The sequence below is a fragment of the Myroides sp. C1519 genome (assembly GCF_038039755.1).
GTDB classification, from domain to species: Bacteria; Bacteroidota; Bacteroidia; order Flavobacteriales; family Flavobacteriaceae; genus Flavobacterium; species Flavobacterium phaeum_A.
Window position 1 is genome coordinate 151,604 of sequence record NZ_JBBPHM010000003.1, and the last position, 25,800, is coordinate 177,403.

General features: G+C 32.6%; 26 protein-coding genes and 1 tRNA gene. 10 read left to right on the forward strand and 17 right to left on the reverse strand.

All coding sequences use genetic code 11. The features are described from left to right. Positions 1-616: 616 nt before the first annotated feature. Entirely contained in the window at positions 617-1,774 is a 1,158-nt protein-coding gene (locus AABL81_RS03385; RefSeq protein ID WP_158209595.1) for a hypothetical protein, read from the reverse strand. 320 nt (positions 1,775-2,094) lie between these two features. Here AABL81_RS03385 and AABL81_RS03390 point away from each other — a divergent pair, with 320 nt between their 5' ends. Further along, on the forward strand, positions 2,095-2,271 hold the full coding sequence (locus AABL81_RS03390; protein ID WP_341340345.1) for a hypothetical protein: 177 nt from the start codon (positions 2,095-2,097) through the stop codon (positions 2,269-2,271). Between the two features lie 152 nt (positions 2,272-2,423). Here the strand turns inward: AABL81_RS03390 and AABL81_RS03395 are convergent. From AABL81_RS03395 to AABL81_RS03410, 4 genes are all read right to left on the reverse strand, one after another. Further along, positions 2,424-2,508 (reverse strand) — tRNA-Ser (locus AABL81_RS03395). A 20-nt stretch (positions 2,509-2,528) separates the two neighbouring features. Continuing rightward, the gene (locus tag AABL81_RS03400) at positions 2,529-3,557 is read right to left on the reverse strand and encodes an asparaginase (protein WP_158209593.1); all 1,029 of its coding nucleotides are present in this window, start codon (positions 3,555-3,557) and stop codon (positions 2,529-2,531) included. Beyond that, positions 3,547-4,683 (reverse strand): 1-acyl-sn-glycerol-3-phosphate acyltransferase, encoded by a 1,137-nt coding sequence (locus AABL81_RS03405; protein ID WP_158209592.1) that lies wholly within the window; start codon positions 4,681-4,683, stop codon positions 3,547-3,549. Before AABL81_RS03405 ends, AABL81_RS03400 begins: the two co-directional genes overlap by 11 nt. 44 nt (positions 4,684-4,727) lie before the next feature. Further along, positions 4,728-5,498 (reverse strand): TatD family hydrolase, encoded by a 771-nt coding sequence (locus AABL81_RS03410; RefSeq protein WP_341340346.1) that lies wholly within the window; start codon positions 5,496-5,498, stop codon positions 4,728-4,730. An 80-nt stretch (positions 5,499-5,578) separates the two neighbouring features. Between AABL81_RS03410 and AABL81_RS03415 the strand changes: the two genes are divergently transcribed. Further along, positions 5,579-6,016 carry a retropepsin-like aspartic protease gene (locus tag AABL81_RS03415; RefSeq protein ID WP_158209590.1) on the forward strand — a complete coding sequence of 146 codons (438 nt, stop codon included), beginning with the start codon at positions 5,579-5,581 and terminating at the stop codon, positions 6,014-6,016. 4 nt (positions 6,017-6,020) lie between these two features. Here the strand turns inward: AABL81_RS03415 and AABL81_RS03420 are convergent, their stop codons facing one another. Beyond that, entirely contained in the window at positions 6,021-6,596 is a 576-nt protein-coding gene (locus AABL81_RS03420) for a DUF3109 family protein (protein ID WP_158211319.1), read from the reverse strand. 398 nt (positions 6,597-6,994) lie between these two features. On the opposite strand from AABL81_RS03420, the gene AABL81_RS03425 reads away from it, so the two are divergent. Genes AABL81_RS03425 through AABL81_RS03435 form a run of 3 tightly spaced genes read left to right on the forward strand, consistent with a single transcriptional unit; the run spans position 6,995 to position 8,436 of the window. Further along, on the forward strand, positions 6,995-7,570 hold the full coding sequence (locus AABL81_RS03425; RefSeq protein ID WP_158209589.1) for a MarC family protein: 576 nt from the start codon (positions 6,995-6,997) through the stop codon (positions 7,568-7,570). A gap of 51 nt (positions 7,571-7,621) precedes the next feature. Further along, positions 7,622-7,816 (forward strand): hypothetical protein, encoded by a 195-nt coding sequence (locus tag AABL81_RS03430; protein WP_090407780.1) that lies wholly within the window; start codon positions 7,622-7,624, stop codon positions 7,814-7,816. Between the two features lie 5 nt (positions 7,817-7,821). Then, the gene (locus tag AABL81_RS03435; protein WP_158209588.1) at positions 7,822-8,436 is read left to right on the forward strand and encodes an FAD-dependent oxidoreductase; all 615 of its coding nucleotides are present in this window, start codon (positions 7,822-7,824) and stop codon (positions 8,434-8,436) included. 88 nt (positions 8,437-8,524) lie between these two features. On the opposite strand, the gene AABL81_RS03440 is transcribed toward AABL81_RS03435, so the two are convergent. From AABL81_RS03440 to AABL81_RS03455, 4 genes are all read right to left on the reverse strand, one after another. Then, positions 8,525-9,490 carry a PCMD domain-containing protein gene (locus AABL81_RS03440; RefSeq protein WP_341340347.1) on the reverse strand — a complete coding sequence of 322 codons (966 nt, stop codon included), beginning with the start codon at positions 9,488-9,490 and terminating at the stop codon, positions 8,525-8,527. Positions 9,491-9,501: 11 nt separating this feature from the next. Continuing rightward, the gene (locus tag AABL81_RS03445) at positions 9,502-11,226 is read right to left on the reverse strand and encodes a sulfatase-like hydrolase/transferase (protein WP_158209586.1); all 1,725 of its coding nucleotides are present in this window, start codon (positions 11,224-11,226) and stop codon (positions 9,502-9,504) included. A gap of 9 nt (positions 11,227-11,235) precedes the next feature. Continuing rightward, entirely contained in the window at positions 11,236-12,408 is a 1,173-nt protein-coding gene (locus tag AABL81_RS03450; RefSeq protein ID WP_158209585.1) for a BamA/TamA family outer membrane protein, read from the reverse strand. Between the two features lie 125 nt (positions 12,409-12,533). Beyond that, entirely contained in the window at positions 12,534-13,724 is a 1,191-nt protein-coding gene (locus tag AABL81_RS03455; protein ID WP_341340348.1) for an aromatic amino acid transporter, read from the reverse strand. Between the two features lie 128 nt (positions 13,725-13,852). On the opposite strand from AABL81_RS03455, the gene AABL81_RS03460 reads away from it, so the two are divergent. From AABL81_RS03460 to AABL81_RS03480, 5 genes are all read left to right on the forward strand, one after another. Further along, complete coding sequence (locus tag AABL81_RS03460) at positions 13,853-14,227, forward strand: hypothetical protein (protein WP_158209583.1); 375 nt, start codon at positions 13,853-13,855, stop codon at positions 14,225-14,227. A gap of 66 nt (positions 14,228-14,293) precedes the next feature. After that, positions 14,294-16,660, forward strand: coding sequence for a TonB-dependent receptor (locus tag AABL81_RS03465; RefSeq protein WP_341340349.1), 2,367 nt, complete (start codon positions 14,294-14,296; stop codon positions 16,658-16,660). Further along, on the forward strand, positions 16,660-16,992 hold the full coding sequence (locus tag AABL81_RS03470; protein WP_341340350.1) for a hypothetical protein: 333 nt from the start codon (positions 16,660-16,662) through the stop codon (positions 16,990-16,992). The genes AABL81_RS03465 and AABL81_RS03470 overlap by 1 nt, the downstream gene beginning before the upstream one ends. Before the next feature lie 50 nt (positions 16,993-17,042). Continuing rightward, on the forward strand, positions 17,043-17,615 hold the full coding sequence (locus tag AABL81_RS03475) for a DUF4625 domain-containing protein (RefSeq protein ID WP_341340351.1): 573 nt from the start codon (positions 17,043-17,045) through the stop codon (positions 17,613-17,615). A gap of 131 nt (positions 17,616-17,746) precedes the next feature. Next, the gene (locus AABL81_RS03480) at positions 17,747-19,849 is read left to right on the forward strand and encodes a prolyl oligopeptidase family serine peptidase (protein WP_341340361.1); all 2,103 of its coding nucleotides are present in this window, start codon (positions 17,747-17,749) and stop codon (positions 19,847-19,849) included. A gap of 50 nt (positions 19,850-19,899) precedes the next feature. On the opposite strand, the gene AABL81_RS03485 is transcribed toward AABL81_RS03480, so the two are convergent. The 7 genes from AABL81_RS03485 to AABL81_RS03515 all read right to left on the reverse strand — a co-directional run bounded on the left by AABL81_RS03485 (position 19,900) and on the right by AABL81_RS03515 (position 25,615). Then, a complete protein-coding gene (locus AABL81_RS03485) occupies positions 19,900-20,508 on the reverse strand; it encodes a DUF1684 domain-containing protein (RefSeq protein ID WP_341340352.1) in 609 nt (202 codons plus the stop codon). Positions 20,509-20,620: 112 nt separating this feature from the next. After that, positions 20,621-21,094 carry a Dps family protein gene (locus AABL81_RS03490; RefSeq protein WP_158209578.1) on the reverse strand — a complete coding sequence of 158 codons (474 nt, stop codon included), beginning with the start codon at positions 21,092-21,094 and terminating at the stop codon, positions 20,621-20,623. A gap of 178 nt (positions 21,095-21,272) precedes the next feature. Further along, complete coding sequence (locus AABL81_RS03495; RefSeq protein WP_341340353.1) at positions 21,273-21,842, reverse strand: hypothetical protein; 570 nt, start codon at positions 21,840-21,842, stop codon at positions 21,273-21,275. A gap of 96 nt (positions 21,843-21,938) precedes the next feature. Next, positions 21,939-22,646: a monofunctional biosynthetic peptidoglycan transglycosylase gene (mtgA, locus tag AABL81_RS03500; protein ID WP_158209576.1), complete on the reverse strand. Its 708-nt coding sequence runs from the start codon at positions 22,644-22,646 to the stop codon at positions 21,939-21,941. Positions 22,647-22,799: 153 nt separating this feature from the next. Next, on the reverse strand, positions 22,800-23,519 hold the full coding sequence (locus AABL81_RS03505) for a 3-ketoacyl-ACP reductase (protein ID WP_158209575.1): 720 nt from the start codon (positions 23,517-23,519) through the stop codon (positions 22,800-22,802). 63 nt (positions 23,520-23,582) lie between these two features. Then, positions 23,583-24,353, reverse strand: coding sequence for a DUF3050 domain-containing protein (locus tag AABL81_RS03510; RefSeq protein WP_158209574.1), 771 nt, complete (start codon positions 24,351-24,353; stop codon positions 23,583-23,585). A gap of 83 nt (positions 24,354-24,436) precedes the next feature. Further along, complete coding sequence (locus AABL81_RS03515; protein WP_090407735.1) at positions 24,437-25,615, reverse strand: acyl-CoA dehydrogenase family protein; 1,179 nt, start codon at positions 25,613-25,615, stop codon at positions 24,437-24,439. Positions 25,616-25,800 lie beyond the last annotated feature (185 nt).

The following is a 25,800-nucleotide window of genomic DNA, read 5'->3' on the forward strand; positions in this document are numbered from 1 at the left end:
TATAAAAGATGCTACCTTTTTTATTTTAAGAGTTTTTGGAAGAATTAAACGAATTGGACAAAAAAAATTAGTACTAAGTATAAGTATCCTTTTTTCTATAAGTAATAAAACAAAAGAAGATTTTAAATATAATGCATTGAATTCTGCTCGCGATAAAGAGTGTGTCATAGTGTAGTTTTAAACGTACTATGTTCGAGACATCTCCCACTCAAGTCCCATACACTTTCGAAAAAAAGCCTTTTTCCCGAAAGTGTGTGGGAGAAGTGTGGTACTTGTATCGAACAAGTATCAAAGAAGTGTGTAATGACAATACTGTTTAACTTATATTGTGATAGTAAAAAGGCATATTATTTAGTTGAGGGTTTACGAATAATACATCATTAAAAATGTTGAAAAAAGTAGCAATTACAAAGCTTACTCACTGGTTTTAGAATATTCATATTGCTTCTCTAAAATCTTTTAATATCATTTAAAGACTTTTGAAATTATTAATTGCTTAAATGATAGAAATACGAACACTTATTTTTCCTTTTTAAATATATCTATTAACAATGAAATAACTGTTGTAATGTGAAAAAAGGCTGTCTCTATTTGGAGACAACCTTTTTTAGTTGTTTTATTTTTTATAAACAGGAATACCTTTGTATGCTGCTTTATATTTTTGAGTGTAATCCTGTTTTACCATATTGATATCTATTGTATATTCACTGTCTTTTTTAGTGATTACCATATCTCCATAATCAATATCTTTTATTGTTTCTCCCGTTTTTTTGTTTTTAATATAGAAATCAGATCCTATGCGTTCTACTGTTGGTTTTCCTGGATCTTTGTATGCTGGTAAGGTATATTTTCCTTCAGGAATAACATCGAGTATTGAACTAACATTAGCGATTTCAAACTTAGCTTCCCAATCAGCATTGCTTAATGAAAGCGTGTAGAATGAAATTTTACCCTGTGTAACAGGATCTTTTTCGCTTTGAAATGAAAGTGTAGTGAAGTTCATTATTCCATCTTCAGATGGCTTTTCAGGTAAAGCAGCAGTACGTACTTCTGCATATTTTAATACTTTTGCTCCTGTTGCAGATAATCCAGCTGCGTAAATAATATATTCTGTGTCAGCATCGAAACCTTTCGGTCTTAGATTTGAAGTTACTTTTACATTAAATAACTTGTTTCCTGTTTCTAAAACTTCGTCAGCAGTAAGTTTAGTTCCTTTTTTAACTATTTTGTAATTTGCTTGTACAGCGTCGATAGGTTGAATACTAAACAAGATTTGCTCATGCGTAGCACTTACATTTGATAATATAATAGAAACGTCAATTTTTTGTAATGTTGAAAATACTTCTGGCTTTTCAAGAACAGATATAACATTTTCTGTGTTTTTTGCAGCAGCTACAATAGCATATTCAGTTAGGTTCTCTAATTCAGTTACAATAATTTCTTTGTCAAGATCTTCTATTTTAGTTCCTTGTTTAACGATTTCTTCTCCATCGATTTTTGGAAGTTCACCTTTCACAGGATTTTTAAAAATATAATAGAATACTTCTGTTGCATTCGTAGCTTGAACAGTAAAAGAGACTGATGTATCATCAAATTCGTTAACTGTTAGTTTTACTGTTGCTTTTTCAGCAGGAGTAGTTGGTGTTCCTGGAGTTTCTGGTTTATCCGGAGCTACAGTTATTGGACTACTATCATCATTAGAGCAAGATATAGTTGACAATAATGAAGAGCCAATTAGCAAGCCTAAAAATAATTTTCTGGTTTTTTTTCTCATTTCTATAATTATTTAGTTTTTAGTAATAGTGTAGGTTGTATAATAATAGTTAATATTATGAAAAATTTTAGTATAAAAAAATAACTGGTGTTGAAATTTATTAATATTTATAGTTTTTATTTTGATTAAATTTCGTTTTATGATTGTTTCTTGTGAAGATTAAAGGCAAATTAGTGTTGTTGTATTTTGTAGAATATGGTGGTTTAAATGTGTAATAAGTTGGATTAACTGCTCTCTTTTACCAACTTGAAACAGTATATATAAAAGGACAGAATCTTAAGATTGAGTTGTCTTATGATTAAAAGGATGAATTAGAAGGAATGATTAACGACAATGCAATAGAAGGAAAGCTGCGTAAAAGGGTTTCAGATGTGTATTTAGAGGTGCCTTTTATTGTGCATAAATCAAACGAATCAAGATTTACAGAAGTAGAAATCCTACCACTATTCCACCTGATAGGATATGGAGATTACAATATGATACTTTTAAAGCTTTGAAAAAAGAGATAGTGAAGTAACAGTAAAAAAGATAGACAATATTTTTATTACGCTTATTTTATTAGTTAAGGCATATTTTGAGCATTTATAGTTCTGTGAAAAATAAGTGTAATATAAAAAAAGCTACCTGTTACGGTAGCTTATACGATATGCAGAGGAGAAGGGATTCGAACCCTCGATACATTGCTGTATACACACTTTCCAGGCGTGCGCCTTCGACCGCTCGGCCACCCCTCTAATTCGCCTAATATAGTAATTTAAATCTCCATTTCTCCACAAATAGGAGTTTCAAATGCTTCTTTAAAGTCTACAACATTTTTTTGAGCCAATAAAAACATTAGTTTAGTAATGGCTGCTTCAGTAGTGATATCTTTTCCAGAGATTACACCAATTTCTTTTAATTCAGTACTCGTTTCGTATTTCCCCATATGAACACTACCACTTGAGCATTGTGTAACATTAATTACTTTTAGTCCTTTTGCGATAGCTTCTGCCAGAGTGTGTAAGAACCAAGACTCTGTAGGAGCATTACCAGAACCATAAGTTTCTAATACTATGCCCTCTAAATCTTCAATATTTAAAATTGCTTTTAGCACTTTTTGTTGAATACCAGGGAAAACTTTTAAGATCATTACATTTCTCGACATTTCTTTATGAACAGTCAAAGGTAACGTCTCATTTTTGTATTCTAACAAAGCTTTGTTTACTCTCAAGTTTACACCCGACTCTGCCAAATGTGGAATATTTGGTGAGGTGAACGCATTAAATAATTCAGAACTCACTTTAGAGGTTCTATTTCCACGATATAATTTATATTCAAAATACAAGCATACTTCTTGAATAACAGGTTTGCTATTTTCTTGTAACGCTGCGATTTGAATAGCCGTAATTAAATTCTCTTTTGCATCAGTACGTAAATCTCCAATAGGCAATTGAGATCCTGTCAAGATAATTGGTTTTCGTGTGTTTTCTAACATAAAACTAAGAGCAGATGCAGAATATGACATCGTATCAGAACCATGTAGAATCACAAAACCGTCAAACTTTTTATAATTTTCTTCAATAACACTTGCCATTTGAACCCACATCTCAGGACGCATATCAGAAGAATCAATCGGCACCTCAAAAGAGTATGTTTCAATAGAACATTCTAATAAGTGTAATTCTGGAATACGTTCAACAAGTTGGTCGAAATTGAAGGCGCGTAATGCCCCTGTCTTAAAATCCTTAACCATACCAATGGTACCACCAGTATAGATAAGCAGAATTGCAGGTTTATTGTTCATTATTCAGTTTTAACTTATTAATTACAGGGTTAGCATACATTGCTAAGAAATTTTCAACCACTACTTTATTTGCTTTATCTACACGTAATTCCAAACGTCTTTCAAAAAGTTGTTTTTCTTTTTCAGTGTATTTATCAGCATATTCATTAGTTTGATTTAATAAATCGTAAGCAATATAATTCGTAGGCCACAGGTGATAATTTTTAATTACAGACTTGTCTATAATTGTAGCAACGGCTTGCATTTGTTTATTGACTTTTTCTGAGCTATTAATTAAACAATCTAATTCTTGGTCTAAAACTTCTCCAACATGAATGTGAATACCTCTCTTTTGGCCAATGATACCACTATATAGATTAATGAAATCTTCATTTTTATCTTTTACATAAACTTCATCATTAGCTTTTGCAAGGATTTGCGGCATTTTTAGTGCATCCGTAGGGTCATATTCATAAGAGATAGAAACTGGTACTATTTTAATCTTTTTTAGATACTCAATAGGATTCATTTCTCCACTTGCCATTGCAAGCATCTTTAAAACTCCTTGGTGAGTAGCATCATTACCGTCTTTAGTACGTCCTTCTCTTTGTGCAATCCACACAGAACGATTTTCTTCTGTTAGTAAGTGCTGAATATATTCAGACATTACTTTTGAACTCTCTAATAATTCACGAGGAGGTAATCCACGTTTTACTAAAAAGTTTCTATTTACTTTTGCTAATGCTAAAAGAAAGGATTTCTGTACGAGATTATCTCCAATAGCAGAAGCCGTCATAATCAAACCATTATCTTTCAGAGCTACGTTTAACAGAGACGTATCCATAAGAATATCACGGTGATTAGATATATATAAATAGGGTGTGTTTTTTTCTAATTTTTCAAAACCTGAAGTTGTCAAGCCACTTGAGCTTTTTTCCAGAATCTTTTGAATAGAATAATAAGCAAAGTTATCTTGAAATTGCTGTATAGATTTTATTTCCCTTAACCTTTCCATCCATTCTTCTTCAGTTTTATTAGGAAAAGTAAAACCCATTAACGCTTTTATCATTGGGTGTTTAGAAATCTGTTGTAAGACTTCGTTTACCTCAAGATCTTTGTAATGGCGTATTGAATCAAACTTAGACATTAGTGTACTTTATTATGTAAACAAATTAATGTTGCTTTCTGTTGTTAAATTCCAAAAACAGCTTGTGAATTGGCTGTTGTTTGTTTTGCTATTTCAGCTAATGAAAGTCCGTAAATATCAGCTAATTTTTCTGCAATATGGACAATGTAGGCACTTTCATTTCTTTTTCCTCTAAATGGAACCGGTGCAAGATACGGAGAATCAGTCTCTAATACGATATCCACAATTGAGATTTTATTTAAGAACTTATCAATTTGGCCATTCTTAAAAGTGGATACTCCACCTATTCCTAATTTAAGGTTGTATGAAATAGCTTTTTCTGCTTGTTCTTGTGTTCCTGTAAAACAATGGAAAATTCCTCTAAGGTCATCACCTTTTTCTTTTTCTAATACTTCAAAAACTTCATCAAAAGCATCTCGACAATGTATATTGATGGGTAGTTTATATTTTTTTGCTAATTGGATTTGGTATTGAAAAGCTTCTTGCTGAATCTGTAAAGTTGATTTATCCCAATATAAGTCAATTCCTATTTCTCCAACAGCATAAAATTTTCTTCTTTCTAATTCTTTTTCTACAAAAGCTAATTCTGACTTATATGTTTCTGGTTTCACATCTGTAGGATGTAGTCCCATCATTAAAAAAATATTATCTGGAAATTCTGATTCTAATTCATACATTGCATTTGTATAACTGGAATCAATAGCTGGTATAAAAAAACGCGTCACTCCATTCGCTATTGCGCGATTAATTGTTTCTTTGCGATCATCTGCAAAGGCGTCTGAATAAAGGTGTGTGTGCGTATCAGTAAAAATCATTCTAAAGGTGTATTTTGTATAAAATGCTATTTTAAGATACAAAAGTACCTTATAAAAAGAATTTAAACTATAATTGTTCAATGGAAAAAATAAAAGAAGTACTAAAAAAGGAAGGTTACAAGAGAATTCCTTTCAAAATTTCTAAAACACATCATCTGTTTGTGCGTGCAAAAGTAAATGGTGCAATCGGAGATTTTATTATAGATACAGGTGCTTCGAATAGTTGTATAGATTTTACTCATATTGATTTGTTCAATATTACACCTTTAGAGTCTACGACGAAAGCTTCCGGAGCAGGAGCGAATGGGATGTATACACAAGTAGCCTATAATAACCATTTACAACTGAGTCGTTGGCATAACAAAGAGTTTAATCTTGTGTTATTAGACCTTACTCACGTGAATGTAGCGTTAACTGAATACGGTACAAAAACGGTACATGGTATTATAGGCTCTGATGTATTATTACAAGGTGAAGCAGTTATTGATTATAAAGAAAAAGTACTTTATATTAAGTAATTACCTATTTTTTGAATTTAGTGTATTCATCTGCAACTAATTCCAGTTCTTTATACCAATCTTCTCCGTATTTTCGAATTAAGGGGTCTTTTAGAAACTTATATACAGGTACGCCTAATTCTTGTCCTAATGTACAAGCATCTCCACAAATATGCCATTTATGATAGTTAACAGCTTCAAATGATGAGAATTCTTTGATTCTTATAGGGTATAAATGGCAAGAAATAGGTTTTTTCCAGTCAATTAAACCTTCATTATAGGCTTTTTCGATTCCACACAATGCCATTTCGTTTTCGTATATAACATAAGCACATTCTCCTCCTTCAATAAGGGGAGTCTCTAACTCACCATCTTCTCCAATTATTGAAGTACCTTGTGTTTCAATAGCCTCTATTCCTTCAGGACGTAAGAATGGCTTTACGTGTTCATATACCTTATTTAAAATATCAACTTCTCCTTTTTCAACGGGCGCACCAGCATCTCCATCAATACAACATTCACCTTTGCAAGCTGAAAGGTTACAAACAAATTCTTTTTCAAGAACATCCTCTGACACAATCGTTTTTCCTATCTGAAACATAATATTCATAAATTAATGTGTGCAAAACTACAAATCTTTAATCTAATAATTCTGTCTATAAAACTGTTATATGTTTTTTTATACTGATGCTAAATAAACTGATAGTCTTGTATACGTCTTTTTAAGGAAAATAGGAATATTACTTACGCTATTTATAATTGATAGTTTGTTGAAATATAAGCATTTGGAGTCTTTTTTTTTTGATAAAAATTATATAGCTAAGTTAGATTAGAAGGAGAATTGTAATTATTAAAGAGAATAGACTTTTGTTTCTTATTAAATCATTAAGATGTAAGTTGTTAGTTTTTATGTATTTATGTAAAAAGTTTTTTTATTTATAGGCTAAAAGAACAAAAAAAAGGATATTTTTATAGGTATTCTTTTTTAAAAGCCTTGTTATGGATGTAAATGTTAGAGATATTGTTAGTATAACAATGATATTGTTTGCTGTTATTGATATTATGGGGGCAATACCTATTATCGTAGATTTAAGAAATAGAGTAGGATATATAGAGTCTGAAAAGGCAACCTTAGTATCGGGTGTAATTATGATCGCTTTTTTATTTTTAGGAGAGCAAATGTTGAGGTTGATAGGTATTGATGTAAGTTCATTCGCTGTAGCAGGAGCTTTTGTATTATTTTTTTTAGCTTTAGAAATGATATTAGGAATTAGAATTTATCGAGACGATACACCGACAACTGCGTCTATTGTACCTTTAGCGTTCCCTTTAATTGCAGGTACAGGAGTTTTGACAACTATTTTATCGTTGCGTTCACAGTATTCAAATGCGAATATTATCATTGGTATAATTGTTAATCTTGTATTAGTGTTTTTTGTATTAAAGTCATCTGCTAAAATTGAAAAGCTATTAGGAGCTGGAGGATTGAGTGTTATACGTAAAATATTCGGAGTAGTACTACTTGCGATTGCTGTTAAATTATTTAGTACTAATGTTAAAGGCTTGTTTGACTAGGTAATATTTTTGTACTTTCGAAGAGTAAAATTAAATTCTTTATCATTCATAATGAAAATATTTAGCTACGTTATCATTGTATTTGCTGCGGCATTAATGATTTTAAACATAACGATGTTGGATTTTAGCAACTTGTTTCAAGGGGATAGTTTAATCGCTATTATAGGGATTGTTGCACTACTTTGTGCTGTATGTATCGTACTGATTTATCGTACTTCAAAAGTAATAGACGACAAAACTAAATAACAATCATGGCAATTTTTGACATACTTATTATTGGTGGCGGTGTAGCTGGAGTTTCTTGTGCTCAAGTTTTAGGGAGTGCTTTTAAAAAGGACTTTGTAAAAGATAAAAAGGTTGGAATTGTAATGCATCAGAAAGCTTCAATGTTGCAAGATGCTGTTTTTTTCAATGCTTACGGTATTAAATTAGGTACTTTAGGAAGAGATCTTTTAGAGCAATCACAAGAAGATTTAGCTTACTACCAAGAAATTGAACAAATAAAAGGAGAGAAGGTTGTTTCTGTTTATCTAAAAGAAGGGTATTTTGAAGTAACCACGAATAGGGCAAGTTATCAAGCGAAGGCTGTTGTAATTGCTACTAATTCAAGCCCCTCATTCGATATTGATGGTTTAATGGAATATGTAGAGCCTCATAAGAAGTCATTGCCAACTAAAAATCGCATTCAATTAAAGAATGAGGATCATTTAGTAAAAGAAGGATTATATGTAGCGGGAACTTTAGCAGGACACCGTAGTCAGTTAGCAATTGCTGCTGGAAGTGGGGCTGCTGTTGCTACAGATATTTTAACATTGTGGAATGGAGGCGTTGAGACTCATAGCCATGATAGTTTAAGGAAAAAGTAAAATAGAATTGATATAGTATTCATTGCTATTTTAAATAGATAAAAAAAGCGCGTTTAGACATAAACGCGCTTTTTCTATATGTAATTTTTTAATAAACTAAACCAACATTGTCAATCCATAATCTACTATCTGTATTTCCAATGTATGCACCTCCATTACTTGAAGAGAACTGAATAATTAAGTGCGTTACTTCATCATCTGCTGTTCCCCATCCTTCTTCTATGATAGGAACCATTTTTCCTTTGCTATTTCTTGTATAGTAAGCATCTTCTCCTTTGCGAAGTGCCATATGTGAACCATAGAATTTTTCTTTACTAATATCACCGTAGTTAACATTTAAACGATGTTTGTTCTGCCAAGTTTTAACGGATTTATCAAAGCGCTCCCATCCAGTACCTACTCTTTTAGCGTGTACATTTCCATTGCTGTCTTCCCATCTCTTTTGAAGTAAAATTTGAATTTCAGCCATGTCATTTCTATTCACTTCAGAACCTTTTCCCATTCCGTTTACTCGACGAGATGGACCTCCTGTAGTTACCTTATAGTCATATTGCATTGCTTTTGGCTTTTTAGTAAAAGGAATACCTGTTACTAATTTACTCTGAGGATTTTTAGTGTCTGTAATTGGTTCTATCATTTCCCCTAAGAAAATTGTACCACTTGCTAATACATTAATATTGATAACTCCAAGAACTTTTACTCGTTCAATACGTGTTTCTAAACGTGCAGCAAATCCCTTGTCTCTTTTTTCTGGATAAACGGTTACACTTCCTTTTGTAATACCACTTACTGTAGCTAATACAGAAGAGGTAGCCCAAGGTGATTTTATATTTTTATAAGGAGTATTGTCTTTTAAAGTGTCTTTCTTTTCTGTAATCTCATACAGGTATTGCGTGTTTCCTCCGATAATAAATGATTCTTTTATTTCGCGAACCATCCAATTATTCATATTTCCTAAAGGAAGTAATTCTACTTTTTCATTTTGTGCTTTGGCAACAAAAGCAAATAAGAAAAGTAATGATGATAAAAGCAATTGCTTATTAAATTTAAACATGATATTTCGTATTATTTTTTGATGTTATTTTTTTTCAACATATTGAAGTCTTGCTTCTTTAAGTTCATTTTTACATATGGAATTGCAATGTCATGATCATTCAAGTACATTCTATCTCTGATTGCAAAATCAGGATTTACTAACGACAAATCTTCTTCTAAATAAGGAGTATGTATCGTAGATGCATCAATCATTGTGTGGAAAACAGCATTTGTTGTGATTGGTTTTACTTTATTCACATTAGCCATTCTGACTTTTTCAGGAAACTCTTGCTTATATGGTTCAGAGAACCACATAACAATTGGAATTCTCAATTGATAGTAAGTTGGGCTTGGTGAAGCATGTAAGAAACGACCTCTTTCATCATCAAATAAATCTTCTCCATGATCAGAAGTATAAAGCATAGCAACTGATGCTTCTGTTCTTTTTAAAGCATCTATAGTCCCTGAAAGGAAGTAATCTGTATATAAGATTGAATTGTCATAAGCGTTTACTAAATGCTCTTTCTCAGATTTACTAACTCCTGCCACTGCATCGGGCATATACTTTTGGAAAGACTCAGGATATCGCTCCATATAATTAAAATGAGAACCATATGTGTGTAGTAAAATGAATAAATCTCCTTCTGTTTCAGCTATTTTATCTTCCATTAGAGCAATTAACTCTTCGTCATAATGATTCTCTGTCATTCCAGTTCCACTATGCGTTTTACGGATTGTTTGATAGATATCAGCTTCTTTGGTGAAGTACTCTATAAAAGAAGAGTTTTCAGCTTGGTTAGAGAGGCATATTGTTGTAAAACCTGCTTCTTTAAAAGCGTGAATAATTCCCTTTCTTTGATAGATTAAATTGTAGTTTTCAGCTTCAGCATCTGAAAGTATAATTGAAACACTTTTATGTGTGGTATTTGATTGAGTTAAAGCATCTTCAAATACCACAAGGTTTTCTTGTTGACTTAGATTAGGATTAGTTTCTCTTTCATAACCATACAAAGACCAATTATCTGCTCTACTCGTTTCACCAACAATCAACACGTAGATTTGTCTGTTAGTAGTTGTAGTAGTGTCTTTTACAGCTTTGTAAGAGAAGTCTGCAGATGTTAATGGATAACGTTTTACTTTATCCCATTTATTTACGGCAAAACCAAGGTTGTGTATTGCATTTACAGGGTAAACATCTTGGTTAAAAGCAAAGGTGTTTGTATTGTTATTTGCACTGGCAAAAGAAAGAACTAATGAGGCAAGTAATAAAACTAAAGCAGGGAGAACTTTTCTTTTTCTGAATGTTACATCTAAAAAGTTTTTGCGCTTCCATTGTAAAATTGCGAAAATAGTTGGAGGAATGTATAAAACACAAACCAAAACAATTGAAGGAATTAAGCTTCCTAATAGCTCGTTGATTTCAGAAGTATTTGTTGTAGCTACGTTTAAAAACATATCTGCAGCAATAACATCCTCTCCAAATAAGTAGAAAAGGACAATCTGAAAGGCGTGTAAAAATAATAAAGGGAAGAATAAGATTTGTAAGAACCCAGTATTCTTAACAACTGAAAATATCAGCATATAGAGTCCTAATGGAAAAATAATAACAACTAATTTTCCGATTATATTAACGGGTTGTGTAAAAGCAAAAAATATAGTTGGAGCCATATTAACTGCAATATAAAACCAGAATAAAATGATAGGATTATTGATGAGTCTTGTTATCAGACCTTTTTTAGCAACTTCATTTTCCATGCTATACAATTAGAATGATTCGTTAATATTAAAATAGAATCCGCTTTGACCTTTTCCTAATCCATAGTCAAGTCGAATATTTACTCTGTTTTTAAATTCCCATCTATAACCGATACCATAAGCTGGTAAGGTATGATTCCAATCAAAGTTTTTAAAGTTTTCGAAAACATTTCCTGCACCTCCCCAAACAGCTATACCGTGTCTGTTATATATTTTTTGACGTAATTCTACTTGAGAGTTAATTTGTTTTCTATCTCTATATTGACCTGTGTAATATCCTCTCATCTGACGTGAACCACCAATTTGAGATAACATTGACCAAGGTACTTCTCCATTGTTGAAAATTCCATTTAGGTCAAAAGCTAACGTTGCATTTGTCCATATTTCTTGGTATGCTCTCGCTGTAAAGTCAATACGTCCAAAATGTTTATTGCTTCCTAATGATTTAGGAAAGAATGTTTGTTCATATTTAAGATATAATCCTCGAGATGGATTTGGGATAAAGTCTCTTGAGTCATAGGTAGCCAAAAAACCACCACCAATAGCTGTGTTTTTAGGGTTTGCTTCTGGTCTCATACTTTCATCTTCAAAGTTTCTACTTTTTATATTCTGAGCAGAGAAAGTTAAACCAACATAAGTATTAGGTAATACTTTTCGCAATAAGTCAAACTTTAAGCCTAACTGGTAGTTGTCATATTTTGTAAAATCTCCTTTGTCTCCTGCTTCATATCCAATACCGTAGAATTTGCTTGGCATATACTGAAAAGCCATGTCATAAAAGATACGGTAGTCGTCATTAGGAAATATTGTTGTGTTTTCAATTCCCACAGAGAAGAAACCACTTGTAGTAAAATTAGTATAGATAGATACGTTAGAAGGATTAAGAGTCATATCTTCTTTGTCTAAACGGTATAAACCTGAAGCAACAATCCCAAGTCCGAGTTTAGTATCAACAGAGTAACTTGGTCCTCCAATAAAAGAAAGGTCAAATTTACTTTGAGATTTATCTTTTTTTGCTTCTTCAAAATAACTTACAATACGATCAAAAAACTTTTGTTTCTCAATGATTGTATCGTGCGGTGTTTCTGCTAATGAAATATTTGTGTTTTCTTGCGAAAAAGATATTGTGCTGAAAAACAGAAAGATAAATAAGGATTTTATTAGTAAGTAATTTTTTATCATATACGGAAAAAATAAGCCGCAAAGATACAAAAAATCTAAGTGTTCATATTTTCAATATTGGTAAATAACAGCCTTTAGAAGAATTGATTAACGTTATTTGGCAGTATTTTGGTTTATATTAAGAATTATTGGTTTTGAACCACGATTAGTTGTGCATATACAATGATCACAGAGAAAATAAAAATCATTGCCAATAAGATATATTGATACAATGGAATTTGAATTTTGTGAAATTTCATTGCCCTTAAATATAAAATGCTCGGTATGATTAGAGCTAAGATAACTCCTGCTATAGCTGCATAACCTAATGCCAAGATAAAACCTTCTGGGTAAAATAAGGCAAACATTAACGGTGGCACAAAAGTTAGTGCTCCTGAAAGAGGTTTGATGAATTGCTTCTGCTTATTTTTAAATAAATCCTTATAGTAATCGTAAAGACCGATACTAACTCCTAAGAATGAAGTTCCTAATGCTGCTGCTGCGAAAAAGCTAAATAAGGTTTCTACAGAAGAGGATTGTGCCATTTCACGAACACTTAATATTAAGCCTTTTAAGCCTAAGTTGTCGTTCAATATTTGCATAAATGAAGTTTGATCTAAACTTCCTAATACAACTGTTTGCCAGATTAAATAGATAACTAATGGCAATAAGCTTCCTAAGATAAAAGCTTTTTTAAGTAGTTTTTTATCTCCATCTAAATAGGTTACTATACTCGGAATACTTCCGTGAAAACCGAATGAAGTAAAAATAGCAGGGATAGCGGTAACGATTAGGCCTTGTGATAAAGGCATACTTAATAAATTGATTCCTTCGATTAAAGGAGTCATAAGTACCACAAGTAAGAATAAGAAAATAAGTTTTGCAACAAATAATCCTCTTGTAAATAAGTCAACCCATCGCGTTCCAATTAAAACAATACTACTGAAGAGAATGGAGAAAATAAGAATTGCTAATCTGCTATCAATATTTGTATCAAAAAGTTGGTCGGCATTAGTTTTAAGAATTGTTCCTCCTCCTGTCATATAAGCAGCAGTAAGTCCATAAATTAAAAACATCAAGCTTAGTCCAGCAATTCGATTAACAGCCATACCAGCATATTTTTTTGTCAATGTGTCAAAACCATCTGTCGGTAAATTAAAATCATATATTCGAACCATTAACAAGGCTGTATAGCACATAGCAAACCAAATTACGAATAGCAATAATAGTGTGCCTAAAAAACCTACTCCTGCAGAAGTAATGGGCATTGCAAGCATCCCTCCACCAATAGATGATCCTGCAATAATCAATATGCTACCTAAAAGTTTACTATTCATAATTAAATTCTTGTTTGCTTGCAAAGGTAAGAAAGGATTTGGCTTAATCAGAGAATCAATTACTTTCCTTTTTGTAAAAAATTTAGATAAAGTGTAAACTAATTAATTTTCTGTCTATATTTGCCATTATGCAAAGAAAGAAGAACATAGCAAGAATTTTGTTAATGGTGGCGTTTATGTTTACCATTGTTTTTCAATTTGTGCATAGTTATGAGCATATTTTTTCTTCTTCTACTTATGAAAAAGAACATAGTTCTCATGCTCACTTTCATGAAAAGAGAAGTGACAATGGACATACTTTACAATTAAAAGAACACCATGGTCAGCTTGAAAAATGTTTTGCTTGTGACGTAATTATTACGCCATATATACAAGCAGACATTATGGAAGTAGACTTTGTGAATTTTGAACTGTCTCAAAAGGTTCAAGATTTAGCAATTCTTGAGTTTATTCCATTATCACATGTTTACTATTCTTTAAGGGCACCTCCTGCAAACGTTTAATTTTCGTTTGGTACGTCTTTGTAGACCTACCGTATTTTTTACGTTTAATTAAATTATTGCAATCAAATGAGAATGCTATTTATTGTGTTTTCACTAATGTTTTCAGTAGTTACTTTTGGCCAAACTTATACAGTTAAAGGTGACGTTTCTAATTTTAATGGAGAAGCATTAGTGGGAAGTACTATATCTTTTAAAGACCAGGCACTTATGTCTGATTTAAAAGGTAGATTTATCTTTAACCCTGTTGTCGAAGGAACTTATCGTTTAAATATATCTTATTTAGGGTATATGCCTATTGATACACTTTTAAATGTGAAGTCTGATGTTACTTTACATTTCCATTTGAAAGAGGATTCGACTCTTTTAGACCAAGTAGTGGTATCTACTGCTGGATTAAAAACAATTAGTAATACAGAAAAAGTGTCTAATGAGAAGTTGGTTGAGAATTTCTCCGGATCTTTTGCAAAGACATTAGCATCAGTGCCTGGTGTGAATGCTATGGAAATTGGAGCAGGAGCTTCTAAGCCAATTATACGTGGACTTGGATTTAATAGAATCGCTGTTGCTGAAAATGGAGCAAAGCAAGAAGGACAACAATGGGGAGCAGATCACGGATTAGAGATTGATGCTTTTAGTACAGAAGAAGTTGAGATTATTAAAGGAGTTGGAGCTATTGAGTATGGTAGTGATGCAATTGGAGGTGTAATTAAAATTAATAATGAAAAGATACCTCAAGTTCACTCATTTACAGGAAATGCTACTGTATTTGGTAAAACTGTCAACGATTCTTATGGAGCGTCTGTACAGCTAAAGGCAAGAGAGGATAAGTTTTTCTATAAGTTTAAAGCAACAGGACAAGAATATGGTGATTACCGTGTTCCGACAGATCGTATAAATTACTTAGATACAACCATTCCTATTTATGGTAGACGTATGAAAAATACGGCAGGAAAAGGTTTTGCGTTGTATGGACAAGTTGGGTATGTATCTAATGACTTTTCTAATATTTTAAGCGTTAGTGATGTTTATGATAAGAGTGGTTTCTTTCCTGGTTCACACGGATTGCCAAATATTGCTTCTGTAGTTGATGATGGAAACCATAGAAATATAGAATTACCAAATCAAAGTGTAAATCACTTCAAGATTGTAAATACATCAACGTTTAATTTATCTGATAGAGAGAAGTTGAGTTTTGTATTGGCTTTTCAAAATAATAAGCGTCAAGAGATGAGTAAATTTCATACTCACTTTGAAGATCAAGTTGCTCCAGAAAAGGACCCTAATTTAGAGTTACAGTTTACTTTAAATACATTTGATGCTTCTGCTAAGTATGAATATATTTCTCCAAATAATCACAAATCTACAATTGGTGTTCAATATAATTATCAGAACAATGTAATTGATGGATACGGATTCTTACTTCCTAAATTTAATCGTTTTGGAGTAGGTGCTTTTGCAATGCACGAACATTTTGTAAATGATAGATTGTCTTGGGAAGCAGGAGCAAGAGTTGACTACGCAGAAATTCATATAAAACCTTTTTATGATAATGTGTTGTATGATTATTTAGTTGACTTAGGACATTCTCCTAATTTCGCTGGAGATTATGCACAACGCAGTAGTAAGTTAGATAAAAGCTTTACAAGTTTTAACGGAATGATTGGTGCTAAGTACGAACTTACTTCTAAAATTCAATTAGCAAGTACTTTCGGAACAAACTTTAGATTTCCAACTGCAATTGAGTTGGCTTCAAATGGTGTGCATCACGGAGCGTTTAGACACGAAAAGGGATATGCAAATTTAAAACCAGAACAAGGAGTTGCTTTTGATTTTAGAGCAAGTTACGAAACAGAAGGTTTTAATACTTCTGTAAGTCCTTATGCTTATTACTTTACAAATTATATTTTTTTAAGACCTACTGGTACTTTCTCTGTACTACCTGATAGTGGGCAAATTTATCAATATTCACAGTCTAAAGCATTAATTACTGGTTTTGAATGGAAGATTGAAAAGCAATTCTTGAAGAACTTTACGTTTGAGGGAGTGTTTGAATATATTTATAATCGACAGTTGTCTAATGGTAAAAAAGGAGACTATCCATTGCCTTTTTCTCCTCCAATGAACTTTTATGGGGAGTTGAAATATGCCTTTAACGATTGGAGATTTTTAAAACAACCGGAAGTGCATTTTAATGGGAAGTGGTTTGGAAGACAAGAGAGAATTGCTCAAGGTGAAGCTATAACTCCAAGTTCACAAAGCTTTGGAGCAGGTATTTCTTCGACTTTATTATTCGGTAAGTTTGAAGCGAAAGCAAGCTTAACAGCAACAAATATCTTTGATACTAAGATATTAAATCATATGAGTTTCTATCGCCCATTAGAGATTCCGGAGTTAGGTAGATCAATTCAATTGATGATACAGATTCCGTTTTAATGACAAAAAGAAGCATACGTGTAATTTGGTTCGCCTTTATGTATGTGGTTTTTTTAGTTCCACATATAAGCAATCTTTTACACTATGTCATCATAGAGCACCAATATGGTGTTCGAACTAATAAAACGGAGTGGGTTGATGCAGATACTGTTCATTATTGTGATCAATATCTATATAAAATATCACCTGCTCTTGTTATGGACATTGTTGAATGGGAGCCTTTCTATGTACATCAGTATATTGAAAAAGTTGCCTTTAGAGAATGTCTTATCCTACTGAATACTATTAATTTCTATTGGTTAAGAGGACCTCCAAATGTATTTTACATTTAGGAAACTCAATTATCAAAACAAAGAAATTTTAATAGTAAAAAAGTAAAAAAATGAAAACAGTAAAAAATATATTCGTTTTATCAATTTTAAGTATAGTAGGTTTTAGTTCGTGTACTACTGGTGATGACGGTATTGATACAGAAAAACCAGTAGTAATATTAAATGCACCCGTTGAAGGAGCAAAACTTGAAGCGGGAAAAGACATTCACTTCGATATGGAATTATCGGATAATATCGCTTTAGGAAGTTATAAAGTAGATATACATGGTAATTTTGACGGACATGATCATGGAAGCCATAATCATTCTCATTCGATTGTAATTTTACACGATGATCATGATCACGATCATGATGAGGAAAATGAAAAACGTAAGGCTTTTAAGTTTCAACGTGTTTGGGATGATATTTTTGGACAGAGAAATGCAAATGTTCATCATCACGATATTGTTATTCCTGCAGATGTTAAACGAGGAGCATATCATTTTATGGTTCAGGTTCTTGATAAAGCCGGAAACCAAACAATGGTTTTTAGAAACATTGAAATTGTTGGACCTGGTGAAGGTAGTGGTGGACACGATCACGACCACGACCATGAAGAAGGAGATCACGACCATAATCATTAATAAAATAACAAAGAGCAAGGATATCCTTGCTTTTTGCTTTTGGTATAGTGCCATAAAGATGGGATTACTACCTATATTTATTTATATTTGTTTTATAACTAATTATTACCCTATTTATGAGAAAAACATTTATGACTCTGCTTGTTGCTACAATCGTTATATCGTGTAAACAAGGAGATAGTTCAACTGCTGAGGCATTGAAATACCCAGTAACGAATAAAGGTGAAGTAGTAGATACTTATTTTGGAGTTGATGTTGCTGATCCTTATCGTTGGTTAGAAGATGACCGCTCTGAAGAAACTGCAGCTTGGGTGAAAGCAGAGAATGAGGTTACTTACAATTATTTGGCTCAAATTCCTTTCCGAGATGATTTGAAAAAACAAATGGAGGAAGCGTGGAATTACGAAAAAATAGGTGCTCCTTTTAAAGAAGGAAAGTATACTTATTTCTTTAAAAATGATGGTTTACAAAATCAATCTATCTTATATAGAAAAGATGAGGCTGGTAAGGAAGAGGTTTTCTTAGATCCAAATAAGTTTTCTAAAGATGGAACAACTTCTTTAGGTAGTGTTGATTTCTCTGAAGATGGTTCTAAAGTTGCATACGCAATTTCTGAAGGAGGAAGTGATTGGAGAAAGATTATTGTTTTAGATGCTGAAACAAAAAAGGTAATTGGAGATACACTTGTTGATGTAAAGTTTAGTGGTGTTTCTTGGTTTGGTAATGAAGGATTTTATTACTCAAGTTATGACAAGCCTGAAGGAAGTGAATTGTCTGCTAAGACTGACCAACATAAGTTGTATTACCACAAATTAGGTACTGCACAAAAAGAAGATGCTCTAATTTTCGGAAAAGATAAAAAGAGAAGATATGTAGGTGGTTATGTTACAGGTGATAATAAATATTTAGTTATTACAGCTGCAAATTCTACTTATGGAAACGAATTGTATATTCAAGACTTAACTAAAACAAATAGCCCAATTATTAACATTGTTAATAACTTTGAGAGTAGTAGTGGTGTTTTAGATAGTAAAGATGGTAAGTTGTTTATAGCAACAGATTATAAAGCACCAAATACGCGTGTTGTAACAGTTGATGCTAATAATGCTGCTCAAGCAAATTGGGTTGACTTTATTCCAGAGACAAAAAATGTTTTAACGCCAACAAAAGGTGCTGGATATATCTTTGCTAACTATCTACAAGATGCTGTATCTGTTGTTAAGCAATACGATTATACAGGAAAAGAAGTTAGAGTGGTAGAATTACCTGGAATAGGAACTGTTAGTGGTTTTGGAGGTAAAAAAGAGGATACTACGTTGTACTATTCTTTTACAAATTATATTACTCCTGGAACTATTTATGCTTTTGATGCAAAAGAAGGAGCATCTAAAGTTTACGAGCAACCAAAAGTTAAGTTTGATTCTTCTCAGTATGAGTCTAAACAAGTATTCTATACTTCTAAAGATGGTACTAAAGTTCCGATGATTATTACACATAAGAAGGGTATTGAGTTAAATGGAAAGAATCCTACAATGCTTTATGCTTATGGTGGATTTAATATTAGCTTAACGCCGTCTTTCAGTATTGCTAATGCTATTTGGTTAGAAAACGGAGGTATTTATGCTGTTCCTAACTTAAGAGGTGGAGGGGAATATGGTAAAGAATGGCACGTAGCTGGTACTAAAATGCAGAAACAAAATGTATTTGATGACTTTATTGCTGCTGGACAGTATTTAATTGATAATAAGTATACTTCTTCTGATTTCCTTGCTATTAAAGGAGGTTCAAATGGAGGATTATTAGTTGGAGCTACAATGACTCAACGTCCTGATTTAATGAAAGTAGCTTTACCTGCAGTTGGAGTGTTAGATATGTTGCGTTACCATACATTTACAGCTGGAGCTGGATGGGCGTATGACTATGGAACATCTGAAGATAGCAAAGAAATGTTTGATTATTTAAAAGGATATTCTCCTCTTCATAATGTGAAAGAGATTGCTTATCCTGCAACGATGGTTACTACTGGAGATCACGATGATAGAGTTGTACCTGCGCACAGTTTTAAATTTGCTGCTACGTTACAAGAGAAGAACAAAGGAACTAACCCTATGTTGATCCGAATCGAAACAAATGCTGGTCATGGTGCTGGTAAGTCGATAGCGCAACAAATACAAGAGAATGTTGATCTACAAGCGTTCACTTTGTATAGTATGGGAATTAAAAAATTAAAATAATAGTAGATTTATTATAAACAGAAAAGCCGAGTTAATTAACTCGGCTTTTTTTATTCGTATTTGTAATCTTTTACTCCCGCATTAATATCTGCTTCAATGAAGTTCTGTTCTGGTGGAATAGGACAAGAAAATTTAGGATTATAAACACAATATGGGTTATATGCTAAATTAAAGTTGATGATAATTTTGTCCCCTTCAGGTATTTGTAAATCTATATATCTTCCGCCTCCGTAAGATGTAACTCCAGAAGTTAAGTCTGTAAAAGGAAGAAATAAGTGTTTAGCATATTCTTTCTTTTCACGTAATGCTACATCTTGAAAAACATCAAGCTTGAAATTTTTATTGTTTAATGAAAAGTTTATCTCCCCATATTTTACATAAACAGGTTTTCTGTGCGTTGTAGTTGGCATTTCAAAAGGTTGTTCATCTGGAGTTCTTACTAATGTTCCTTCAATGACGAAATCTTCAGAGATAGGGAAGTAGTCTAACGATTTAAACTTTTTAAGTGCATCTTTAGGAAGTGGAGATGACTTAGCATCACTGAATTCCTTATTTAAGTTTTTTTGAAATTGTTCAGCACGTGCTTCTTCTGATTGTTCATTGTTTGAGCAAGCTACTCCAACTAAGGCTAACATTGCCATAGCGATGAATTTTTTCATATTACTTTAGTGTTTGTGATTTGTAAATATACTATACTTTATTGAAGTAGGTATAAAGTAAAAGACTTGCCTATATATAGGCAAGTCTTTTATCTTTTTCTTAAGCAATTGTTTATTTTATATGCGCACGTAACATCCACGCTGCTTTTTCGTGTTCTTCCATTAATCCAATTAAGAAGTCAGCTGTTCCAGCATCATTAAGTTCTTCAATTGTTTCAATATTCTCTCTGATAAAGATAATAATGGCCTCGTGGTCTTTCGTTAAGTCTTTTATCCAAGAAGCACTATCATTTCCTTCATTGTCTCTTTCTTCAGTTAAATGAGTCAATCTAAGGTAGTCTTTTAATGAAGAAGGTGCGTAATGACCTAAATGGCGAATTCTTTCTGCTACAGCATCAATTCTTTCTTCTAATTCGTCATATTGTGTTTCAAAGAATAAATGCATCGCGTGAAAGTCGATACCTTCAACGTTGTAATGTGCATTTCTTGTTTTTGTAAATAATACAAACTCGTCAGCTAATAATTGTGATAAAATGTCTGTAATTGATTGACGAGCTTCCGGTGTAATTCCAATATTTGTTTTCATAGTTATTCATTTTTTTTGTTGATGTAAAATTACTTATTCAACAAGAAAATAGAAAGTGGTTTTAATCGAATAAAATTATTTAGCTATTGATAATGAATATGATATGATACATTTTTTGGCATATAAGCAAAAAAAAAGGAGCTAAAATAGCTCCTTTAATTTATAAGGTGTAAACTGATTACTTTTTGAAAGCGTCAGCAGCATTTTTCAATGACTTCTTAGCTTCGTTAGCAGCTTCTTTAGTTTCTTCTACTTTTTTAGCAGCAGCTTCTTTAGTTTCTTCTACAGCTTTTTTAGCGTCTTCTACTTTTTCAGCAGCAGCTTCTTTAGTTTCTTCTACAGCTTTTTTAGCATCTTCTACTTTTTCAGCAGCAGCATCTTTAACGTCTTCTACAGCTTGTTTAGCATCTTCAGTAGCTTCAGTAGCTTTGTTAGCTAATTTTTCAGCTTCTTCTTTTGCAGCTTTAGTAGCGTCTTCTAATTTAGCTTTAGCTTCGTCCCAAGTTTGTTGAGCAGCGTCTAATGCTTTTTGTGCTTCTTCTTTAGCTTTTTCGTCTCCAGCAGCAGCAGCAGCTTCTACAGCTTTTTTAGCTTCTTCTAATTTAGCTTCAGCTTCTTTAGTAGCGTTTTCAAAAGAACTTAAGTCAGCAGTAGCTTCAACTTGAGCTCCTTCTTCTGCTTTAGTGTCTTTACATGATGTAGCAAATAACATCCCAACAACGGCCAATGATAACAATAATTTTTTCATAGTAATTTATTTTAAAATATATATTTGTTCAAAGTTATTAAAAAATATAATTATTATAAAATTTGTATCAAAAAATAATTATACTTCTCTATTTCTCTATTTTTTAGTGCTTTTCTCTACTTTTTTTAAATTGAGTGGGCCAAATCCATTGACATATCTTGTTATAATTTGTTTTCGTTTAGTGATATATGGCCCTGAATTTGTTGCCTTGTATTTTCGTGGGTTCGGTAAAATAACAGCAATTCCTGCGGCTTCAGTAGGTGTCAATTTGTTTGCATCTTTTTTATACCAGTGTTTAGCTGCTGCTTGTGCACCATAAACTCCATTTCCCATTTCTATGCTATTGAGGTATACCTCTAAGATACGTTCTTTAGACCATAAAAGCTCGATTAAAACTGTAAAATATGCTTCAAAGCCTTTTCTGATATAACTCCTCCCTGGCCATAGAAAAACATTTTTAGCTGTTTGTTGAGAAATAGTACTACCTCCTTTAATGCGTTTGCCTTTCTCGTTATTTTTCATTGCTTTTTCAATGGCTTTAAAATCAAAACCATTGTGTTTTAAGAAATGACCATCTTCACTTGCAATTACTGCTTTTTGGAGGTTGACGCTTATTTTGTCAATTGAAACCCATTTGTGTTCAAGTTTAATTTCTTTGTCATCTTTCACTTGTTCATATACTCTAATAAACATTAATGGAGTAAATGGAATTGGAACAAACCTGAAAAAGATTACTGAAAAAATACTAAGTCCGAAAAAAAGAAGTAATATTTTGAAAATGAATCTTGTAAGTCTTCGTAGCATACCTAAATGGGCGTTTTAAAAATCGGACAAAAGTAATTAAAATTACTACTGTTTGATAAAAATACGAATAAAAAAAACTCACTAATTATAGTGAGTTTTTTCTGTATTTAAAATAAGTAATAAGAGGGAAATAAATTCTCTTTTCTCTCTAAATTATTGAGGATTGGTAGTCCACAGCGATGCTGTTTTAACCATGGCTCTTCTTGGTAATCTCAATGTTGCAACAATTAATTCTGCAAAATCTTCTGGTTGTAAAATGTGGTCAGGATTACCATCTGTTAATCCTAATTCAATAGACATATCTGATGCAATTGTACTTGGTGTCAATGTACATACACGAATATTGTTTTTACGAACCTCTTTCATTAATGATTCAGATAAACCGATAACGGCAAACTTAGAAGCTGAATATGCAGATGTTGTTGCATTTCCATTTAACCCTGCTGTAGAAGCTACGTTAAAGATATCTCCTTCGTTTTTATCTATTAAATGTGGTAATACTTCTCTTGTAACGTTGTAAACTCCCATAACATTTGTTAATAAGATTTCTTCCCAACGTTCTGCTGGCATATCAGTAAATTTACCGAACTCAGAGATACCTGCATTGTTTACTAAAATATCTACACCACCTAATCTTTCGATTACTGCAGCGATTTCACTTTTTACTTTTGCTTTATCTGTTACATCAAAAACGGCATAAGTAGCTTTCACTCCTAATGCTTCAATTTCTTTTACAGTTGCTTGAAGAGTCTTTTCATTTCGTCCTGTAATAGCAACGTCAATTCCTTCTTGTGCAAATGCTATTGCTGTAGCTTTTCCTAATCCTCTTCCTCCTCCAGTAATAATTGCTTTTTTTCCTTGTAAATTCTTCATATTCGTGCTTTTTGGTAAATATAAATAAAAACCGATGTTTAAAGTGTTTAATAAATGTTAACCTTATTGCAATTGGATAGCATTTTCAATCGCATTCCATAATTTGTAACGTTTTACTAATGCTTGTTTAGATACTCTAACTACATCTTCCCATTTCTGAGTGTCTGTACCACAAAGTTCTACAATCATTTGCATAGCCATTGGTCCGTGCTCATCACCATCAAGTTCAATGTGTCTTTCAAAGTAATAAACAAGTTTTGTTAAGTCTGTTTCTGGGAAGTTCGCTTGGAAACCACGTAAGATTTCAGTGAACATCGCAGGAATTAAATCTTCTCTCCCGAATGTAAAAGCAGCTGCAATTTCGTGTGTTTGCCCTCTTTCAATTACATCAAATGTAAAGTGTAAGAATTCTTTAATATTTTCGTCAAGTGCTGTATTGTCAATTGCCTCTGTGATTGGCATACCTTTTTTAAGAGTAGTAATCAATGCTTCAATAGCTGTTGTATCAGCTTTAGCTGCGTGCATTGAATCTAAATACATTTCAAAATGACTTAAACGACTTCCGTCCATTGCTAAGTCAGATTCTTCAGCAAGTACAATTTCATTAATTAGATAACGCGTTTGTGGATGCTCTGAAGCAAACCAAGGCGTTGTTGTGCAAGTCAACTTTTGTTGAAGTGCTTTTAATAATGACATAAAATCCCAAACTGCATATACGTGTCCTTCCATGAAAGCACATAAGTTCGGAATAGTTTTAATTTTACCATATAATGGATGTTGAAGAAGAGCATTTCTTTCCTCAGCAATCTGTGCGTTAATTTCTTGAATAGTCATTCTGATAATATTTTACGCAAAATTAAAAAAGCTTCTCCATTAAGAGAAGCTCTTTTGATAAACTTTATCTATTTTAATGTTTTTTATTTGAATGCAGGGAAACCAGTTACATCCATTCCTGTTATTAACAAGTGAATATCGTGTGTTCCTTCATAAGTAACTACTGATTCTAAATTCATCATATGACGCATAATTGAGTATTCACCAGTAATTCCCATTCCTCCTAACATCTGACGAGCATCACGTGCAATGTCTAATGCCATGGCTACGTTGTTTCTCTTAGCCATTGATATTTGAGCGGTAGTTGCTCTTCCTTCATTTCTAAGAACACCCAAACGCCAAGTTAGTAATTGTGCTTTTGTGATTTCAGTAATCATTTCAGCTAATTTCTTTTGTTGTAATTGTGTTGCTCCAATCGGTTTGTCAAATTGAACGCGTTCTTGTGAATATCTCAAGGCAGTGTCATAACAATCCATTGCAGCACCAATAGCTCCCCAAGCAATACCATAACGAGCTGAATCAAGACAACCAAGTGGTGCTCCTAATCCAGATTTATTTGGTAATAGGTTTTCTTTTGGAACTTTTACGTTGTCAAAAATTAACTCTCCTGTTGCAGAAGCTCTTAATGACCATTTATTGTGTGTTTCAGGAGTTGAAAAACCTTCCATTCCTCTTTCAACGATTAACCCGTGTATTCTTCCTTCTTCATTTTTAGCCCAAACTACTGCAATATCAGCGAAAGGAGCATTTGAGATCCACATTTTGGCTCCATTTAAAAGATAGTGGTCTCCCATATCTTTAAAATTAGTAATCATACCTCCTGGATTAGAACCATAATCTGGTTCTGTTAATCCAAAACATCCAATGAATTCTCCAGAAGCAAGTTTTGGTAAGTATTTATTGCGTTGGTCTTCATTACCATATTTCCAAATAGGATACATAACTAAAGAAGATTGCACAGATGAAGTTGAACGGATTCCAGAATCTCCTCTTTCAATCTCTTGCATAATTAAACCATAAGAAATTTGGTCTAACCCAGCACCTCCGTACTCTGTTGGTATATAGGGACCAAAACCACCTATTTCTGCTAATCCAGGTACAAGGTGTTTTGGAAATTCAGCTCTTTGAGCAAAGTCTTCTATAACAGGAGAAACTTCTTTTTTTACCCATGCTCTTGCTGTATCACGGATAAGTTTGTGTTCCTCTGTTAATAAATCGTCTAATAAGTAATAGTCAGGTGCTTGAAACAAGTCTGGTCTCATAATGTTTTTTGGTTTATTGGTTGAGAAACAAAAATAACTATATTTTGAATATATGCAACTTTTGTAACGATAACCTATGCTTATGATAAGGTGTTTAATTCGATAATTTGATTTTAGAAGACATTTATTTATAGAGAAATCAAAGGGGGTATATAAAACAACAAGTTTTATCTAAAGAAAAAGGC

What these genes read in the sequence shown, in the direction of transcription:
- AABL81_RS03385 (WP_158209595.1), bottom strand. Translation starts at nt 1,774, where the DNA reads ATGAGAAAAAAAACCAGAAAATTATTTTTAGGCTTGCTAATTGGCTCT.
- AABL81_RS03390 (WP_341340345.1), top strand. Translation starts at nt 2,095, where the DNA reads ATGATTAACGACAATGCAATAGAAGGAAAGCTGCGTAAAAGGGTTTCA.
- AABL81_RS03400 (WP_158209593.1), bottom strand. Translation starts at nt 3,557, where the DNA reads ATGAACAATAAACCTGCAATTCTGCTTATCTATACTGGTGGTACCATT.
- AABL81_RS03405 (WP_158209592.1), bottom strand. Translation starts at nt 4,683, where the DNA reads ATGTCTAAGTTTGATTCAATACGCCATTACAAAGATCTTGAGGTAAAC.
- AABL81_RS03410 (WP_341340346.1), bottom strand. Translation starts at nt 5,498, where the DNA reads ATGATTTTTACTGATACGCACACACACCTTTATTCAGACGCCTTTGCA.
- AABL81_RS03415 (WP_158209590.1), top strand. Translation starts at nt 5,579, where the DNA reads ATGGAAAAAATAAAAGAAGTACTAAAAAAGGAAGGTTACAAGAGAATT.
- AABL81_RS03420 (WP_158211319.1), bottom strand. Translation starts at nt 6,596, where the DNA reads ATGTTTCAGATAGGAAAAACGATTGTGTCAGAGGATGTTCTTGAAAAA.
- AABL81_RS03425 (WP_158209589.1), top strand. Translation starts at nt 6,995, where the DNA reads ATGGATGTAAATGTTAGAGATATTGTTAGTATAACAATGATATTGTTT.
- AABL81_RS03430 (WP_090407780.1), top strand. Translation starts at nt 7,622, where the DNA reads ATGAAAATATTTAGCTACGTTATCATTGTATTTGCTGCGGCATTAATG.
- AABL81_RS03435 (WP_158209588.1), top strand. Translation starts at nt 7,822, where the DNA reads ATGGCAATTTTTGACATACTTATTATTGGTGGCGGTGTAGCTGGAGTT.
- AABL81_RS03440 (WP_341340347.1), bottom strand. Translation starts at nt 9,490, where the DNA reads ATGTTTAAATTTAATAAGCAATTGCTTTTATCATCATTACTTTTCTTA.
- AABL81_RS03445 (WP_158209586.1), bottom strand. Translation starts at nt 11,226, where the DNA reads ATGGAAAATGAAGTTGCTAAAAAAGGTCTGATAACAAGACTCATCAAT.
- AABL81_RS03450 (WP_158209585.1), bottom strand. Translation starts at nt 12,408, where the DNA reads ATGATAAAAAATTACTTACTAATAAAATCCTTATTTATCTTTCTGTTT.
- AABL81_RS03455 (WP_341340348.1), bottom strand. Translation starts at nt 13,724, where the DNA reads ATGAATAGTAAACTTTTAGGTAGCATATTGATTATTGCAGGATCATCT.
- AABL81_RS03460 (WP_158209583.1), top strand. Translation starts at nt 13,853, where the DNA reads ATGCAAAGAAAGAAGAACATAGCAAGAATTTTGTTAATGGTGGCGTTT.
- AABL81_RS03465 (WP_341340349.1), top strand. Translation starts at nt 14,294, where the DNA reads ATGAGAATGCTATTTATTGTGTTTTCACTAATGTTTTCAGTAGTTACT.
- AABL81_RS03470 (WP_341340350.1), top strand. Translation starts at nt 16,660, where the DNA reads ATGACAAAAAGAAGCATACGTGTAATTTGGTTCGCCTTTATGTATGTG.
- AABL81_RS03475 (WP_341340351.1), top strand. Translation starts at nt 17,043, where the DNA reads ATGAAAACAGTAAAAAATATATTCGTTTTATCAATTTTAAGTATAGTA.
- AABL81_RS03480 (WP_341340361.1), top strand. Translation starts at nt 17,747, where the DNA reads ATGACTCTGCTTGTTGCTACAATCGTTATATCGTGTAAACAAGGAGAT.
- AABL81_RS03485 (WP_341340352.1), bottom strand. Translation starts at nt 20,508, where the DNA reads ATGAAAAAATTCATCGCTATGGCAATGTTAGCCTTAGTTGGAGTAGCT.
- AABL81_RS03490 (WP_158209578.1), bottom strand. Translation starts at nt 21,094, where the DNA reads ATGAAAACAAATATTGGAATTACACCGGAAGCTCGTCAATCAATTACA.
- AABL81_RS03495 (WP_341340353.1), bottom strand. Translation starts at nt 21,842, where the DNA reads ATGAAAAAATTATTGTTATCATTGGCCGTTGTTGGGATGTTATTTGCT.
- mtgA (WP_158209576.1), bottom strand. Translation starts at nt 22,646, where the DNA reads ATGCTACGAAGACTTACAAGATTCATTTTCAAAATATTACTTCTTTTT.
- AABL81_RS03505 (WP_158209575.1), bottom strand. Translation starts at nt 23,519, where the DNA reads ATGAAGAATTTACAAGGAAAAAAAGCAATTATTACTGGAGGAGGAAGA.
- AABL81_RS03510 (WP_158209574.1), bottom strand. Translation starts at nt 24,353, where the DNA reads ATGACTATTCAAGAAATTAACGCACAGATTGCTGAGGAAAGAAATGCT.
- AABL81_RS03515 (WP_090407735.1), bottom strand. Translation starts at nt 25,615, where the DNA reads ATGAGACCAGACTTGTTTCAAGCACCTGACTATTACTTATTAGACGAT.